Below are 15,783 nucleotides of genomic sequence, written 5' to 3' on the forward strand. Positions count from 1 at the left end.
ACGCTGGCGGCGCTCGCCCCTTCGATTACACGCGTGCGGCGCGTAATTTCCCGGCACCGTGTTCAACCGACCTGGCTCAACAGCGTTTGCTTGCGGGCGATCAACTGCTGGACATTGCCGAGCGATGCTGCGGCGAGGATAGCAAGACGTAGCACGCCCGATTTATGCAGCCGTTCTAGCGGTTCCCCCGTCAGGGCGGCGAGTTGCTCGATGTCCACGACCAGTACGTCGGGTACGGTATAGCGACGCTCTTCGCTGACATCGACGGTGAGTGTTACCGGCGTGAGAAGCGCAGCCTCATCGAGCGCCGCATAGGCTGCCGGCGCGGTTTCGATCCCCTCGTACAGCAGGCGCAGCACGCCGGTAATATGGTCGAGGTACGGCGTATTACCGCCATGTTCGAGGAATAATGGTAGGCCCGCAGTATCACCCACCCGTGTGTCGTCGAAATCGACATGCAGCATAGGCTCGCCAATTTCGTGATCGGCAGCTCGGGCCATCCCGATCGAGAAGGGGCCACGTTGGTGACTGGCCGGCACATAGCGGCTCGTCCAATAGTCGTCGGAGAGAAATAGGTTCTCGTCGCGGTCCAGTCCTAAAAGTGCATAGGCTTGTAGGCCGTTTTCGCGGTGGCGAAATATAATGGCAAATTCGCGTTGGATGTCCTCAAACTCGGCGGGGAAGATCAGCGCCTGGTTGGCGGCGTCACCGAATGCGGCGCCGGCGCGCGGGCTGACGCGCAAATCGGCGTGGTCGACATTATTGATCTGTACGGGGTTCATCCGCTCCGGTCCGGTCCTGGTGTTGCAGCAGGTCTATCAGCGCGATGGCGGCCGACAAAAGAAAAAGGAAAGGCCGCCGCACGGCATGGCGGCGGCCCTTCAAGTGGTGGTGAAGGGGTGAACCAAGATCCACCCACCCCCTTCCGCCTTCATCAGAAGCGGTAGCGCGCGCCGAGATAGAAGCGTGGCTTGAGCTCCTGGACGTAGACCAGGTTTGTCTCGGTCCGCGCATATTGACGGAACGGTTCGCTGGTCAAATTCACCGCCTCGAGCGACACCGAGAAGGCGGGCGTGACGTCGTAGCTTATGCTGCCGTCCAGCGTACCGAACGCCGCCGTGAACAGCGGATTGCGGTTGTCGCCCTGGTTGGTCGCGGCAAGATACTTGTCACGCCAGTTGTACGAGACGCGTGCCGAGATACCGTTCTTGTCGTAGATCGCCGTCAGGTTGGCGCTGTCGCCAAGCCCGGTAAGCGCGAAGATGTTGACGTTCGGATCGGCATACGGATCGACATTCACGTCGCCGCTGACCTTCGTGTACGAAACCGCGAAGCCGAAGCCGGTCTGACCGAAGAAGTTGGTCCAGGCGACTTCGAAGCCGTGGATGTTCGCCTCGCGGTTGTTGATCGGCTCGCTGATCGCGAAGTTGACGAGCGGATCGGCAGCATCGCCAACGAGGTTAACCGCGAGGGCAAGGTCGGTGTAGAACGTACCGCGGAACGTACCCGTCGTGGCATCGAAGCCATTCTGGAAGGCTGCCGTCGCTGCCGCCCGATTGCCGCCACTCTGCTGCAACAGCGCGGTGTAGGCGAACAGGTTTTCGTCAGTCGTGGCGATATTGTTCGTCCGGAGATAATCCAGCGCAGTGCCGGACCGCGACCCCGCCGCGCCCGAACCCGGATCGCGCAACCCGAACAGGTTGCCGTTGCTGACCTGGTTGCCGACGAAGTTGCGCACGTTCTTGTTGAAGAAGCCAGCCGAGACGAAGCTCGTCGGCTTGTAGTACCACTCGACCGACACATCGAAATTGTCCGAAACCAGCGGCAACAGCCCCGGGTTCTGCCGGTTTGCGGGAGCCGATCCAGATCCAAGCGCGGTTGGGCGGGTCGGCGCGTTGGCCGTCACGGACGCGAACAGGCTGCCATAATCGGCACGGGCCAGAGTCCGGCTGAACGAGGTACGTGCTACGACATTGTCGACCACCTCGATGTTGAAGTCGAGCGATGGCAGCAGGTTGTCATACTTCGACTTGACGCTGACTGCGCCACCGGCCGCGCCGCCGAGGATCGCAAAGTCGTTGTCCGACTGCCACTCCAGCGCCGACGGGATCGTCTGGAGCGCAAGCGAATTGACCCGGGTCTGCTCGTAGCGGGCACCGATCAGGGCATTCGCGCTGCGTCCGCCGATGTCGCCGTGCCAGGCCATCTGACCATAGATCGCCCAGGTCTTCTCGCCGACCCTGTTGTCCGACGAGCCCTGCACAATGCGGCCGCGCCCAGGCACGTTCTGGTAATATGGCGAGAAGATATCGAGCAGGTCGACCGCATCCGCGCGGAAGGCAACCAACGCCGACCCGGTCGAGTTCGGATTATACTTATCGAACTTGCACGTCATGCAATAGGTACTGACGAGGTCGCCCGCGAGCCGTTCGACGATGCCGGTGTCCGTGATGCCCCAGTCACCCAGAAGCTGCTGCGTGTTGGAACTCGTCGAGTGGATCTGAGCGTCCACAAAGTTGCCGCCGACCACGAAACGGCTCTGGTTGCCCAGATCCCAGCCCAATTCAGCGTTGTACTGGTTGACCTTCGACTCCTGCTTGGAGAAAATCTCGCGCGCGATCTGTGTGCCGAGATCGCCGACGTCGAGCAGATTGTTGCAATTACCGCCGCGGCCACCGTTGGTCGCGTTGCAATCGTTGAGCGTTTCCGACTGCTGCGGGAAGCCGTTGGAGAAATCGACCTTGTGGGTCGCACGCACCGGTGCGCCGATCGAGATCGTCGTTGCCGAGGTTCCGTTCGCATTGTCCGGATCGGTGGTCGACTTGGAGTGGTTCGCGTCGAGCTTCAGTGACAGCGCGTCGGTGAAGTTCCACTTCAGATTGCCGCCGACCGAATAGAGCTCGGTTTTGGTGGCGAACCGCTGCTGCTCGTAACCCTTGTCCGCCTGCTTGGCCTCGGCAAGGATGATGGCGGACTGCATCTGCTTGTTGTCGTCGAACGTGATGTCGCTGAACGGCCGCTGGAACCAGTTGGTCTGCTCGCTGCGCTCGTCGCTCAGCTTGTTGCGGGCGTACAGGCCGTCGACGGTGATCTCCAGCCGGTCCGTTGGCTTGAACTGGATGTTCGCCTGGCCGTTAAGGCGCTCGCGACGGTTTTCGGAGAACTGGTAGCGGCTGTCGTTCGGGATCTGAACATACGGCGTAGTCGGACGGTTCGTGATGTTCGTCGTCGGGCTGATGTACGTCGTGGTATTCAGGAAACTGTCCAGCGTAACGATGTTCCAATAGTTCGGATTGGACTGGACCGATGCCGATTCACGAAGCTGATAGCTGCCGAACAGATTGATGCCGAAGGTTTCGGAAGGGTTTTTCCAGTTGATCAGGCCGGAAAGCTCAGGGGTGACCTTCTTGAGGTTGGCCTCTGCCTTCTCGACCGAGCTGTCGTAAAGCGCCTTTGCGCCGATCGAACCGGAGAACCCGTCCTCGCGGGCGTCCAGCGGCCGGCGGGTGACGACGTTGATCGCCGCGCCGATGCCGCCCGACGGGATGTTGGAACGGCCGGTCTTGTAGACCTCCAGCGTGGCGACGCCTTCGGACGCCAGATTCTGGAAGTCGAACGAGCGGCCGGTACCTACCGCGAAAGCGTTGCCGGTGCTGGTATCGATGCTGGTCGACGCGAGCTGGCGACCGTTCAGCGTTACGAGGTTGAAGCCGCCGCTGAAACCGCGGACCGCGACCTGCGAGCCTTCGCCGTTGGCGCGGGTGATCGACACGCCGGTGATCCGCTGTAGCGACTCCGCGAGGTTGGTGTCGGGGAACTTGCCGATATCTTCGGCCGAGATGGCGTCGACGACGCCTGCGGAATTACGCTTGATGTCGATCGCGCGGCCAAGGCTGGCGCGGATGCCGGTAACGACGATTTCGTCGGTCGGACCGTCTGGGCTACCTGGGCCAGCACTGAGGCTGTCGGCGACTGGAGCCGTGCCGGGTGCCGTCTGCTGTACGGTGGTGGTCTGAGTGCCTGTGACAGCCGGAGTAGTGGCCGTCTGCGCGGTGGCCGTCGTCGCAAAGCATGCCACTACGGCGATAGTCGAAACCGAATACGCGAGCGCGCGCGGAAATTTCATCATTAATCCTCCCCTATTCCCGGCCGCCCTGATCAGGCCGGAGTGCACACGGTCGTTGCCGCATATGATAGGGCTACCATTTGCCGAGCTAGTGTCAACAACAGTAACGCGTGCCTGTGCGGTGGGTTAACTTCTGTCCGAGCGAGACACCGTATGAGATGACGAGAACGGCTTGTCTTGCAGAGGCTTACACAGCGATCTTATCGCGAGGCGTCTTCTTATGCTCGGAGAAGCTCATGGCTGTCTTCGTAACAATGTTCCCAACGTGTGATAAATTCGGCACTATTATGACAGGATACCTGCCCCTCGTAGACGTCGGAAGTCATCGGTCTATTGCCGAGGGAATCGGGCGACGAGAACACCGATCATATCCGATCGTTTTCTTGAACCGGAGACTTTGCCGATGGCCCTACTGGTGAACAGGTACGCAGTGATTTCCGGTGGGCTGGCGAGATCGCCGCGTCGAACACGTCGGCCAAGCCCGTGGCTCGACCCTCTGCCAAAACGCCGCGTACGATAAGGTCAGGCCGTTCGGTTGCCCATCAGTTCGCCCAAGCGCACCTTACGTTCCGGCGCCCATTCTTCGTTGAACATGATGGTTCCGTGTCCGAACATCATCACGATCGTCGAGCCGAGCAGGAAACGGCCCATTTCCTCGCCCTTCTTCAACCGAACGTCCTGATCGGTGTAGGTCCATTCGGAGATCTTGCCGGTGCGCTTCGGGTTGACCACGCCGTGCCATACGGTCGCCATGCTCCCGACAATGGTTGCGCCGACGAGCACCATGACGAACGGGCCATGGTCCGCCGATTCAAAGACGCAAACCACCCGTTCGTTGCGCGCGAACAGGTTCGGCACGCCGCGCGCCGTCACCGGGTTCACCGAGAACAGCGTGCCGGGAACGTAGATCATGCGCGTGAGCTTGCCGTCGCAGGGCATGTGCAGGCGGTGGTAATCGCTTGGGGACAGATACAGGTTGGCGAAGCAGCCGTGGCGGAAGTGAGCGGCCAGCGTGGCGTCGCCGCCGACCAACTCCGTCGTGGTGAACCGATGTCCCTTCGCCTGCACCATGTGATGATCGTCGATCGCACCGAACTGGCTGATCGCGCCGTCGACCGGACAGACGAAATCACCGGTCGCGATCGGACGGGCGTCGGGTCTAAGGGGGCGGGTGAAGAAGTCGTTGAAGCTCTTGTAGCTGGCGATGTCCGCATTTGCGGCTTCGCTCATGTCGACGGCGTATCGACCGACGAACCAGCGGATCAGCCGGGTGGTCATCGCGCCACGCTCGGCGCTGGCGATCCGACCGGCAAAACGGGTCAGGCGCTGCTTGGGCAGCACGTGCTGGAGCAGGACTGTCAGGCGATCGGACATCAAAACCTCGAAACCATTTCTCTATGGTCATGAACCGGCGGGTCGCCTGTTGGAAGTCGGTTCAGTGACGCGGCATCGTGACGCACTTACGAGCAAACCGCCAGTACGACACGATTTTCGAGCATGATCGAGCGTCCGGCCAAGACTGGGCGGCCTCGTCTAGACCGTGAACGCTCGTCGAGAGACGCCGTCGCCGGGATGCGGCCTGCGTAGTTCCCGAGGGTCACGTCGCGGTCTGTCGGCCGGTAAACCTCTCCGACTGGATACCCTGGAGGACGAAGCTGCTCTTCGCTGCAGCCTGACAGGGATCGTGACGCTTTGGCGAGGATTAAACGATGGTGGGCGAGCAAGCTACGACACGAGGGCGCCATGCGGTGATCCTGTGCCATCCCGATCCGTCGAGCTTCAATCATGCGCTTGCCGGGGCCTATTGCAATGCCGTCCGTGCAGCGGGGCAGGAGGTCGTGCTGCGCGACCTGTATGCGATCGGGTTCGATCCCGTGCTGAAGGCGGCGGAGCGGCCAACCAACGTCGCTGCGGTATATGGGCCCGACGTCATCACCGAGGTGGATGCGATCGCAGGGTGCGACGTGTTCGTGTTGATCTACCCGATCTGGTTCGGGACGCCGCCGGCGATGCTCAAAGGCTATGTCGAACGCGTGTTCGGCGCGGGCGTGCAGCCCGAGGCGATGCAGGACCGCGCGCGGACCGACCTGCTCGGCGGCAAGCGGCTGGTGAGTTTCTCGACCTCCGCAGCCAGCAAGGTCTGGCTCGACGAGCAGGGCCAGGGGCAGGGGCTGAACAGCGTGTTCGACCAGTATCTGGTGCACGCGTTCGGGATGCGATCGCAGGAGCATCGTCGGTTCGCGCATATCGTGCCGGGGCTGAGCACGCGCTTTGCCGACCAGTATCTACGCGAGGTTGCGGTCCAGGCGCAGCGGACGTGTGCGCAGATCGCGTTCGGGGACGAGGCGCTGCTGGCGGACCCCGCTCTTGTCGCCCGGATGGGGAATTGAAGATGGCTGATACCGCAATGCTTGCGCCGACCAAGACGCACCCCTTGTCCCACGACATGCTGCGCCGGATGGACGCGTATTGGCGGGCGGCGAACTACCTGTCGGTCGGCCAGATCTACTTGCGCGACAACGCGTTGCTCGATCGGCCGCTGACGCTCGCGGACGTGAAGCCGCGGTTGCTCGGCCATTGGGGGACGACGCCGGGACTGAACTTCCTGTACGTCCATCTCAACCGGCTGATCGTCGAGCACGACCTCGACATGATCAACATCATCGGGCCGGGGCATGGCGGGCCGGGGCTGGTGGCCAACACGTATCTCGAGGGTTCGTACACCGAGCGCTATCCGGCGATCGAGCGGAGCCGGAGCGGCATGCACCGGCTGTTCCGGCAGTTCTCGTGGCCGGGGGGCATCCCCAGCCATGTAGCACCCGAGACGCCTGGTTCGATCCACGAGGGCGGCGAGCTCGGCTATTCGCTCGCGCACGCGTACGGCGCGGCGTTCGACAATCCCGACCTGATCGTCGCGTGCGTTGTCGGCGACGGCGAGGCGGAGACCGGCGCGCTGGCGGCGAGCTGGCATTCGAACAAGTTCCTCAATCCCGCGCGCGACGGTGCGGTGCTGCCGATCCTGCATCTCAACGGCTTCAAGATCGCCAACCCGACGATCCTCGCGCGGATCGACGGGCATGAACTCGACGCGTTGCTGCGCGGCTATGGGCATGAGCCCTATTATGTCGGCGGGAGCGATCCGGCGGCGGTCCACCAACAGCTGGCCGCGGCGCTCGACAAGGCGTTGGCGAAGATCCAGGCGATCCAGGCGGCGGCGCGGGTCGAGGGCGTGACGCCCGAGCGCCCGCGCTGGCCGATGATCGTGTTCCGCACGCCGAAGGGCTGGACCGGGCCGAAATTCGTCGACGGCAAGCCGGTCGAGGGCACGTGGCGCGCGCACCAGGTGCCGATCGCGGACTTCAAGGATCCCGAGCATCTGCGACAGCTCGAGACGTGGATGCGGAGTTATCGGCCCGAGGAGCTGTTCGACGCGAACGGCAAGTTTCTGGAGGAATACGCATCGCTCGCGCCGACCGGGCATCGGCGGATGGGCGCGAACCCGCATGCCAATGGCGGTGAGTTGATGGTGCCTTTGTCGCTGCCCGATTTCCGCAGCTTTGCGGTGCCGGTGGACGTGCCGGGCACGGTGAAGGCGGAAGCGACGCGGGTGCTCGGCCGCTATCTGCGCGACGTGATGAAACTCAACCTGGCGACGGTGAACTTCCGCCTGTTCGGCCCCGACGAGACCGCGTCGAACCGGCTCGCCGACGTGTACGATGTGTCGGGGAAGGTCTGGATGGCGGAGATCGAGGCGGTCGACGAGCATCTCAGCACCGACGGCCGGGTGATGGAGGTGCTGAGCGAGCATCTCTGCCAGGGCTGGCTGGAGGGGTATCTGCTGACCGGGCGGCATGGGCTGTTCTCGTGTTACGAAGCGTTCGTCCACATCGTGGATTCGATGGTCAACCAGCATGCCAAGTGGCTGAAGACGACCCGGACGATCCCGTGGCGGCGGCCGATCGCGTCGCTCAACTACCTGCTGACGTCGCATGTCTGGCGGCAGGATCACAACGGGCTGTCGCATCAGGATCCGGGGTTCATCGATCACGTCGCGAACAAGACCGCGGACGTGACGCGGATTTATCTGCCGCCCGATGCGAATTGCCTGTTGTCGGTGGGCGATCATTGCCTGCGCAGCCGGGGCTATGTGAACGTGATCGTCGCGGGGAAGCAGCCCGAATGGCAATGGCTCGGGATCGACGCGGCGGTGCGGCATTGCACCGCGGGCGCGGGAATCTGGGAATGGGCGGGCAACGATGCCGATCCCGACGTGGTGATGGCATGTGCGGGCGACGTGCCGACGCTGGAGACGCTGGCGGCGGTGACGCTGTTGCGGGAGTATCTGCCCGACATCCGTATCCGGGTGGTGAACGTTGTCGACCTGATGGTGTTGCAGCCGCGTTCCGAGCATTCGCACGGGCTGGACGAGCGCGAGTTCGATGCGCTGTTTACGCGCGACACGCCGGTGATCTTCGCGTTCCACGGCTATCCGGCGATGATCCACAAGCTAACGTATCGGCGGGCGAACCACGCCAACATCCATGTCCGCGGCTACAAGGAGATGGGGACGACGACGACGCCGTTCGACATGGTCGTGCTGAACGACCTCGACCGGTACCGGCTGGCGCTGGATGCGATCGAGCGGATCCCGCGGTTCAAGGACCGGGTGCCGCGCGAGACGGCGCGCTATTGGACGACGATGGAGCGGCACAAGCTGTACATCGCCGAGCAGGGCGACGATCTGCCGGAGGTGCGTGACTGGCAATGGTCGCGGTAAAGGGGGCCGCGGTAGTTCTGGCGCTCAATAGCGGATCGTCGTCGCTGAAATACGGTCTGTACGCAGTCGATGGCGATCCGGTCCTGCTGGTTGGTGGGACGATCGAAACGCCCGACGATGATGGCGACGATCATGGGCGCTTTTTCGACACGATCGAGACCGCGTTGCAGCGCTCTCCGGCTCCGACGGTGATCGGCCACCGGATCGTCCACGGTGGCCCGCATCGCAGCGCGCATTGTCGGATCGACGATGCGGTGATGGCGGATCTGGAAGCGGCGTGCGCGTTCGCGCCGCTGCATGGGCCGGCGTCATTGGCGCTGATCCGGGCGGCGGGGGCGCGCTATCCGGGCGTGCCGCAGGTCGCGTGCTTCGACACGGCGTTCCATGCGGGGATGCCGGACGTCGCGAGCACGCTGCCGATCCCCAGCGCATATCGGGCGGGCGGGGTGCGGCGCTATGGCTTCCACGGGCTGTCCTGCGAGTCGATCGTCCGGCAGCTCGCCGATGACAGGCCCACGCGGCTGGTGATCGCGCATCTGGGCAATGGCGCGAGCGTGACCGCGGTGTGCGATGGGGGCTCGATCGACACCAGCATGGGGTTGACGCCGTCGGGCGGCGTGATGATGGCGACGCGGACGGGCGATCTCGATCCGGGCGTGCTGTTGTATCTCCTGCGCGAGACCGATCTGGATGCCTCGGCCTTGGCGACGCTGGTCGATCACGCATCGGGAATGGCTGGGGTCTCCGGGCTGTCCGGCGACATGCGGGTGCTTCGCGCCGCCTCGATTGACGACGCCGACCTCGCGATCCGGATGTTCGAGCGGTCGGTGTGCAAGCAGATCGCGGCGATGATCGCCTCGCTCGGCGGTGCCGACATGCTCGTGCTCACCGGCGGCATCGGCGAGAACGATGCGGCGACCGGTCGGGCGATCCGTGCGGGTCTTGCCTGGTTGCCCGGGCTCGACATCCGGATACTGCCCTCGCAGGAGGACGCGCAGATCGCGCTCCACGCCGCCGCAATCGCCTGACGACCTCTGCGAGGTACGTGCTTTCCGAGGCCCGACGGCTTCGTTCCCGCGCGCTACTGTCTTGATACGGACCAGCCCTTAGATACCCGCATCATGCGGTGGCGATGGCGAACCGGGGGGACTTAGTCATGAACGCTATCCATACCGAGATGCTCTATTTCCAGCGCCGCCTGGATGCCACGCGCGCGATGGCCGACGCTGCTGTCGGGCCGTGCGCGCGCGCCGCGCACGAGACGCTCGCGCGGTTGTATGGCGAGACGCTGGCGGCACTCGGCGCGACGCTGCCCAGTCTGATCGCCGAGCCCGTGGGTGGGATCCCGCGGCGTATGATCCGGGTCGAGCGCGCGGTGCCGCCGCCGACGCTGCGTAAGGCGACGGCTCGGCCTCGCCTCACGCTTAAGCTCGCCTGTTGAGGCGCCGATCGACTGGGAACAGGTGAAGGCCGGGGGTATTCCCCGGCCTTCCGTTTCAACCCTGAGCGTTCCAGCCAGACCAGCCGCGGTCGATCGAGGCGGCAATCGCGGTGAGGAGGGGGGCGTCGCCGGTGGCGCGATCGAGGATGCGGTCGCCGTGGCGTTCGGCCGCGTGGACCAGCGCGGGCAAGGGCGGTCCGCTGTCGAGCAGGATCGCCTTCCCCCGCCAACCCGAGGCGCGCATCGCGTGGAGCGCGGCCATGCCGCCCCCTTCTGCGCCGCCGCCCTCTTCGCCGTCCCCCACGACATCGATGACGATACACGACACGTCGCGCGATCGCGGGTCGGCGAGCAGCGCGGCGCAGGTCGCGTAGGAACGGACGTCGTAGCGTTCGGAGACCAGCATGATCTGGCGTGCGCGGCGGATCACCGGGTCGCCGTCGACCAGCGAAACGCCGATGCCGTCATGGGTGAAGGTGGGCTGGTCGATCATCGGGCGGTCCTTTGTCCAGACCGTGGATGACATGCGTACTGCGCCGCGTCTGTACGTAGAAGGCGAGGGTTGGGTGCGGAGCGTCAGGCGGGCTCGGCGGTCTCGCCCAGCCCCGCCGCGAATGCGATGCGCAGGACGTCGGACAAGCTCCGAGCGCCGAGTTTCTCCATCAGATTGGCGCGGTGGACCTCGACCGTGCGGGTGGCGATGTCGAGGTCGTAGGCGATCAGCTTGTTGGGGCGTCCAAGGACCATGCCGTCGAGCACGTCGCGCTCGCGCGGGGTTAGCGCGGCAAGCCGGACGACTGCGTCGGCGGCCGCGAGGTGTTCGCGGTCGGACCGTGCGGCGTGCGCCAGCGCGGACTCGATCGCCGCCAGCAACGCGCTGCGCTCGAACGGCTTTTCGAGGAATTCGATCGCGCCTGCCTTGATCGCACGGACCGCGAGCGTCACGTCGCCGTGGCCGGTCAGCATGATCACCGGCAGCGCGACGCCGGCCTGGGCGAGGCGTGCCTGCACCTCGAACCCGTCGAGATCGGGCATCCGGACGTCGAGAAGCACGCAACCCCGCGTCTCGCGCGTCACGGCCTTCAGAAAGTGCGTGCCGGCGGGATAGGTCTCGACCGCATAGCCCGCCTTGCGCAGGAGGAAGCCGACCGACTGGCGGATCGCCTCGTCGTCGTCGACGATGTGGACCGTGCGGTTTTTGTCAGTCATGGGTTTCGCCTTCAGGAAGTGGGGCGAGGGGCACGGTGAAGTGGAACGCGGTGCCGCCGCTCGCCACGCCCTCCGCCCAGATCCGCCCGCCATGCGCCTCGACGATCGTCCGGCAGATCGAAAGGCCGAGGCCCATGCCGTCCTCCTTGGTGGTCGCGAACGCCTCGAAGAGGCGCGCGCGAACGGCGGTGTCGATGCCGGTGCCGGTGTCGGCGACGGTGATCTGCATGCAGCCCTCGCGTTCGGGGGCGGTGGCGATCGTCAGCACCTTGCACGGCGAGCACGCCATCGACTGGATCGCGTTGCGGATCAGGTTGACCAGCACCTGCTGGATCTGGATGCGATCGACCAGCACCATGACGTCGCCCGGCGCGACCTGTCTGGTCACGGTGATGCCCGCCTCGTGCGCGCCGAGCAGGCCGAGGCTGGTCGCCTCCTCGACGAGCAGGTCGAGCCGTTCGTCGCGAAACCCGGTGTCGCCGCCGTCGACGAACGCGCGCAGCCGCCGGACGATCGTCCCTGCGCGCAGCGATTGCGCCGCCGCCAGTTCGAGCGCCTCGGCTACGTCGGCCAATACCGGATCGTCGCTGTCACCGAGCATCGCGCGCGTCGCTTCGAGATAATTGGCGATCGCGGTCAGCGGCTGGTTGATTTCGTGCGCCAGGGTCGACGCCATCGTGCCCATCGCGCTGACGCGGGAGACGTGGACGAGTTCGGACTGGAGTTCCTTCAGCCGCCGTTCGGTCGCGTGGCGGTTGGTGAGGTCGCGGATGAAGCCGGTGAAGATCCGTTCGCCGCCGATCGACGCCTCGCCGACCGCGAGCTCGATCGGGAACGTCTCGCCGCCTTTGCGCATCGCCCGTTCGAGACGGACGTTGCCGATCACGTGGCGCTCTCCGGTATGGCGGTATTTCCGCAGGTGCGCGTCGTGATCGCGCGCGTCCACTTGCGGCATCAGCATCGCGACGTTCTGGCCGACCACCTCGCTCGCTGCATAGCCGAAGACGAGTTCAGCGGCGGCGCTGAAAGAGGCGACGATGCCGTTCTCGTTCATCACGATCATCGCGTCGGGCACGGTGTTGAGGATCGAGCGGAGATGATGTTCGCGCCGGACGATTGCGGCCTCGGCGGCCTTTTCGTGCGTGATGTCGCGGATGACCTTGCCGAAGCCGCGCAGCGCGCCGGCCTCGTCGTGCAGCGCGGTGATCGTGACCGCGGCGAGAAACTCGGAGCCGTCCTTGCGGACCCGCCAGCTTTCCTCCTCGATCCGGCCGCAGGCATGCGCGCGGGCGAGGTCGGCTTCGGGCTTGCCCGCGGCGATATCGTCGGCCGGGTAGAAGACCGCGACGTCGCGGCCGATGATCTCCGCCTCGGCCCAGCCCTTGATCCGTTCGGCACCGCGGTTCCAGATCGTCACGCGGCCCTGCGGGTCGAGCATGTAGATCGCATAGGTCGTCGCACCGTCGATCAGCAGCCCCAGTTCCTCGGCCAGCGTCGCATCGCCGCGCGCGACGGATGCGGCAGTACCGTCGGGGGATTGCGACGCGATCATGCGGGCGGTGCGGTTGCTCGTGGCACGAAGCGGCAAGTCATTGAGACGGGGGCCCTGTCCTGCGGACGATTCCGATCCGTCGGGCGTCGAGGTTTCGACCTCCGACATCGGAACATGACCCATGTTAAGCGAAAAATCCACTATACGCCAATAATCCTTCGATAATCGTGATTGCGGACAATATCGTCCCGCCGATCGCTATTCTTGGGTTCACCACCACGAACGGCCGCAAATACTTGCCGTCCCCGGTCATGGCTCAGTGCGACAACAAGGTGCAGCGCCGGTCGCGCAGCAACAGGTCGCGGGTGACGCCGCCGAACGCCCATTCGCGGATCCGGCTATGGCCATACGCGCCTGCGACGACGAGATCGGCCTCTACCTCGTCGGCGACCGCGGCGAGCGTGTCGATGCTGGTGCCCTTCATCCGCGCTACGATCTTGTCCGCGTCGACGCCGTGGCGCGCGAGCCAGGCGGCGGCATCGTCGATTGGCGCCCGCGCGTCGATCGCGTCGATCGCCACCTCGGCGATGACGACGCGGTCGGCGGCATTGAGCATCGGCAGCGCATCGCTGATCGCGCGGCGGCATTCGCGCGTGTCGGTCCAGGCGACCATGACGGTTTCGAACTTGGCGGTGGCGGCGCCGTCGGGGACGACCAGCACCGGGCGACCCGCGCGCAGGATCAGGTCGCCTGTATCGGCATGCGTGGCGAGGTCGGCGAACCCTGGCCCTGCGCTGGTGATGACGAGATCGGCGGCGCGCGCATTCTCCGCGACGACGTGCGCGATGTTGGCGAGCGTCGGGATCGAACGCCATTCGAGCACGTGCCGCGCGAGCCGCTCGTGTGCGTGGAACTCGGTCTTGGCGCGCGCCAGTTCGCTGGCGACGATGTCGCGCTCGATCACCGCATATTCGCCGCCGAGATAGCCGTCGCACGTGGCGATCTGGACCGGTTGGCACGCGGCGATGCCGATCACCGCCGCGTCATATTGGTCGGCAAGCGTGGCCGCGACGTCGAGCAGGGCGGCGTTGGCGTGCCCGCCGTCGAGATGCACCATCAGGGTCGAATAGGTCATGCGCGGTCTCCCTCTTTCGCTGAACTTTCGGCGTTCGGACGGTCCCGCGAAAGGATCGGGAATTACGCAGGTGCGCGGCGGGTTGCCGGCATGTGCGTAGTTCCCGACGCTGTCGGCGATCGGCCGGATCGATAGGCTCGCGATCATCGGCCGGGCCTCCCCGCGTCGCCTCAGGAGAGTGTCATGTCCCACGACGCAAGATTGCAGAAGGCCGTACTCGCCGAACTCAACTGGGATCCGAGCGTGCCCGCCGGGCATATCGGCGTCACCGCGAACAACGGTGTCGTCACGCTGAGTGGCCACGCGGGCAGCTATGCGGCGAAATACGCCGCCGAACGGGCCGCCGCGCGCGTCGACGGGGTGAAGGCCGTCGCGGAGAAGATCGAAGTGCAGTTGGAGGACCGCTTCAAGCGTGGCGACGAGGCGATTGCCAGCGCGATCGTCGAGCGGCTGTCCTGGGACACGACGATCCCGGCCGACTGCATCAAGGCGCAGGTCGAGGACGGCTGGGTCAGCCTGCGCGGCGAGGTGCGCTGGCATTTCCAGAGGGACGCGGCCGAGACGGCGGTGCGGCCGCTCGCCGGGGTCGTCGGCGTGGTCAACCACATCACGCTGAAGCCGCTCGTCGACGTCACCGACGTCAGCAACGACATCCGCACCGCGCTGCACCGGTCGTGGTTCTTCGATGGCGACACGATCAAGGTCTCGGTCGATGGTGGCACCGTGCGGCTGACCGGATCGGTCGATTCCCCGCATGACCGGATGGTCGCCGAGCGCACCGCCTGGGCGGCGCCGGGTGCGGTGAAGGTCGAGAACATGCTCGAAATCGCGTGATGGCCCGCGCGATATCCAGCCACGGCGCCAGCGACGGCGAACGTCATGTCGTCGACCGGATCGGCTGGCTGCGCGCGGCTGTGCTCGGCGCCAATGACGGGATCGTGTCGACCGCGAGCCTGATCATCGGCGTCGCGGCAGCGTCTGCTTCGGGTGCGGACCAGACGAGCGCTATCGTCATCGCGGGGACGGCGGGGCTGGTCGCCGGCGCGATGTCGATGGCGGCGGGCGAATATGTCTCGGTCAGCGCGCAGGCGGATACCGAGAATGCCGAACTCGCCCGGGAACGGCGCGAGCTGGTCGACGATCCGGGCGGCGAGCCGGCCGAACTCGCGGCGATCTACGTTGCGCGCGGGGTGGACGAGGCCACCGCCACGACGGTCGCTGCGCAGTTGATGGCGAAGGATGCGTTGGGAGCACACGCCCGCGACGAACTCGACATTCCGTTGGGGACGCGCGCGCGGCCGGTGCAGGCGGCGTTCGCGTCGGCGGCGAGCTTCACGGTCGGCGCGGCGTTGCCGTTGCTGACGGTGTTCGTGGTGCCGCCGGGGCTGCTCGTCTGGGCGGTCGGCCTGGGCTCGTTGCTGTTCCTGGCGCTGCTCGGCGCGATCGGCGCGAAGACCGGCGGCGCGATGATCTGGCGCGGCACGGTCCGCGTCACTTTCTGGGGCGCGTTCGCGATGGCCGCGACCGCGGCGATCGGGAAACTCATCGGCGGCGCGGTATAAAGGCAATCAGGCGGACAGCCGACCTGACGATCCGATGCGTA

The 15,783-nt window shown here is 65.3% G+C and carries 13 protein-coding genes; 6 read left to right on the forward strand and 7 right to left on the reverse strand.

Features of this window, described 5'->3' with window-relative positions; genetic code table 11:
• Positions 1-62: 62 nt before the first annotated feature.
• The 3 genes from QFZ54_RS04485 to asd all read right to left on the reverse strand — a co-directional run bounded on the left by QFZ54_RS04485 (position 63) and on the right by asd (position 5,500).
• The gene (locus tag QFZ54_RS04485; protein ID WP_307084802.1) at positions 63-782 is read right to left on the reverse strand and encodes a SapC family protein; all 720 of its coding nucleotides are present in this window, start codon (positions 780-782) and stop codon (positions 63-65) included.
• A 152-nt stretch (positions 783-934) separates the two neighbouring features.
• Entirely contained in the window at positions 935-4,126 is a 3,192-nt protein-coding gene (locus QFZ54_RS04490; RefSeq protein ID WP_307084804.1) for a TonB-dependent receptor, read from the reverse strand.
• A gap of 522 nt (positions 4,127-4,648) precedes the next feature.
• Positions 4,649-5,500: an archaetidylserine decarboxylase gene (gene asd / locus QFZ54_RS04495; protein WP_307084806.1), complete on the reverse strand. Its 852-nt coding sequence runs from the start codon at positions 5,498-5,500 to the stop codon at positions 4,649-4,651.
• A 335-nt stretch (positions 5,501-5,835) separates the two neighbouring features.
• Here asd and QFZ54_RS04500 point away from each other — a divergent pair, with 335 nt between their 5' ends.
• From QFZ54_RS04500 to QFZ54_RS04515, 4 genes are all read left to right on the forward strand, one after another.
• A complete protein-coding gene (locus QFZ54_RS04500) occupies positions 5,836-6,516 on the forward strand; it encodes an NAD(P)H-dependent oxidoreductase (protein WP_307084808.1) in 681 nt (226 codons plus the stop codon).
• 2 nt (positions 6,517-6,518) lie between these two features.
• Positions 6,519-8,903, forward strand: a complete 2,385-nt coding sequence (locus QFZ54_RS04505) for a phosphoketolase family protein (protein WP_307084810.1) — start codon at positions 6,519-6,521, stop codon at positions 8,901-8,903.
• On the forward strand, positions 8,891-9,931 hold the full coding sequence (locus tag QFZ54_RS04510; protein WP_307084813.1) for an acetate/propionate family kinase: 1,041 nt from the start codon (positions 8,891-8,893) through the stop codon (positions 9,929-9,931). Before QFZ54_RS04505 ends, QFZ54_RS04510 begins: the two co-directional genes overlap by 13 nt.
• Before the next feature lie 128 nt (positions 9,932-10,059).
• Positions 10,060-10,344, forward strand: coding sequence for a hypothetical protein (locus QFZ54_RS04515; protein ID WP_307084814.1), 285 nt, complete (start codon positions 10,060-10,062; stop codon positions 10,342-10,344).
• 55 nt (positions 10,345-10,399) lie between these two features.
• On the opposite strand, the gene QFZ54_RS04520 is transcribed toward QFZ54_RS04515, so the two are convergent.
• The 4 genes from QFZ54_RS04520 to QFZ54_RS04535 form a co-directional block, all read right to left on the reverse strand.
• On the reverse strand, positions 10,400-10,837 hold the full coding sequence (locus QFZ54_RS04520) for a hypothetical protein (RefSeq protein WP_307084816.1): 438 nt from the start codon (positions 10,835-10,837) through the stop codon (positions 10,400-10,402).
• An 83-nt stretch (positions 10,838-10,920) separates the two neighbouring features.
• On the reverse strand, positions 10,921-11,553 hold the full coding sequence (locus QFZ54_RS04525; protein ID WP_307084818.1) for a response regulator transcription factor: 633 nt from the start codon (positions 11,551-11,553) through the stop codon (positions 10,921-10,923).
• Positions 11,546-13,246: a PAS domain-containing sensor histidine kinase gene (locus tag QFZ54_RS04530; RefSeq protein ID WP_307084820.1), complete on the reverse strand. Its 1,701-nt coding sequence runs from the start codon at positions 13,244-13,246 to the stop codon at positions 11,546-11,548. The genes QFZ54_RS04525 and QFZ54_RS04530 overlap by 8 nt, the downstream gene beginning before the upstream one ends.
• Before the next feature lie 115 nt (positions 13,247-13,361).
• Positions 13,362-14,180 (reverse strand): universal stress protein, encoded by an 819-nt coding sequence (locus QFZ54_RS04535; protein ID WP_307084822.1) that lies wholly within the window; start codon positions 14,178-14,180, stop codon positions 13,362-13,364.
• A 183-nt stretch (positions 14,181-14,363) separates the two neighbouring features.
• Between QFZ54_RS04535 and QFZ54_RS04540 the strand changes: the two genes are divergently transcribed.
• Together QFZ54_RS04540 and QFZ54_RS04545 are read left to right on the forward strand one after the other, a co-directional pair.
• Complete coding sequence (locus QFZ54_RS04540; RefSeq protein WP_307084824.1) at positions 14,364-15,014, forward strand: BON domain-containing protein; 651 nt, start codon at positions 14,364-14,366, stop codon at positions 15,012-15,014.
• Positions 15,014-15,742 (forward strand): VIT1/CCC1 transporter family protein, encoded by a 729-nt coding sequence (locus QFZ54_RS04545; protein ID WP_307084826.1) that lies wholly within the window; start codon positions 15,014-15,016, stop codon positions 15,740-15,742. The genes QFZ54_RS04540 and QFZ54_RS04545 overlap by 1 nt, the downstream gene beginning before the upstream one ends.
• The last annotated feature ends 41 nt before the right edge of the window (positions 15,743-15,783 follow it).

This window comes from Sphingomonas faeni, from assembly GCF_030817315.1.
Lineage (GTDB): Bacteria > Pseudomonadota > Alphaproteobacteria > Sphingomonadales > Sphingomonadaceae > Sphingomonas > Sphingomonas faeni_C.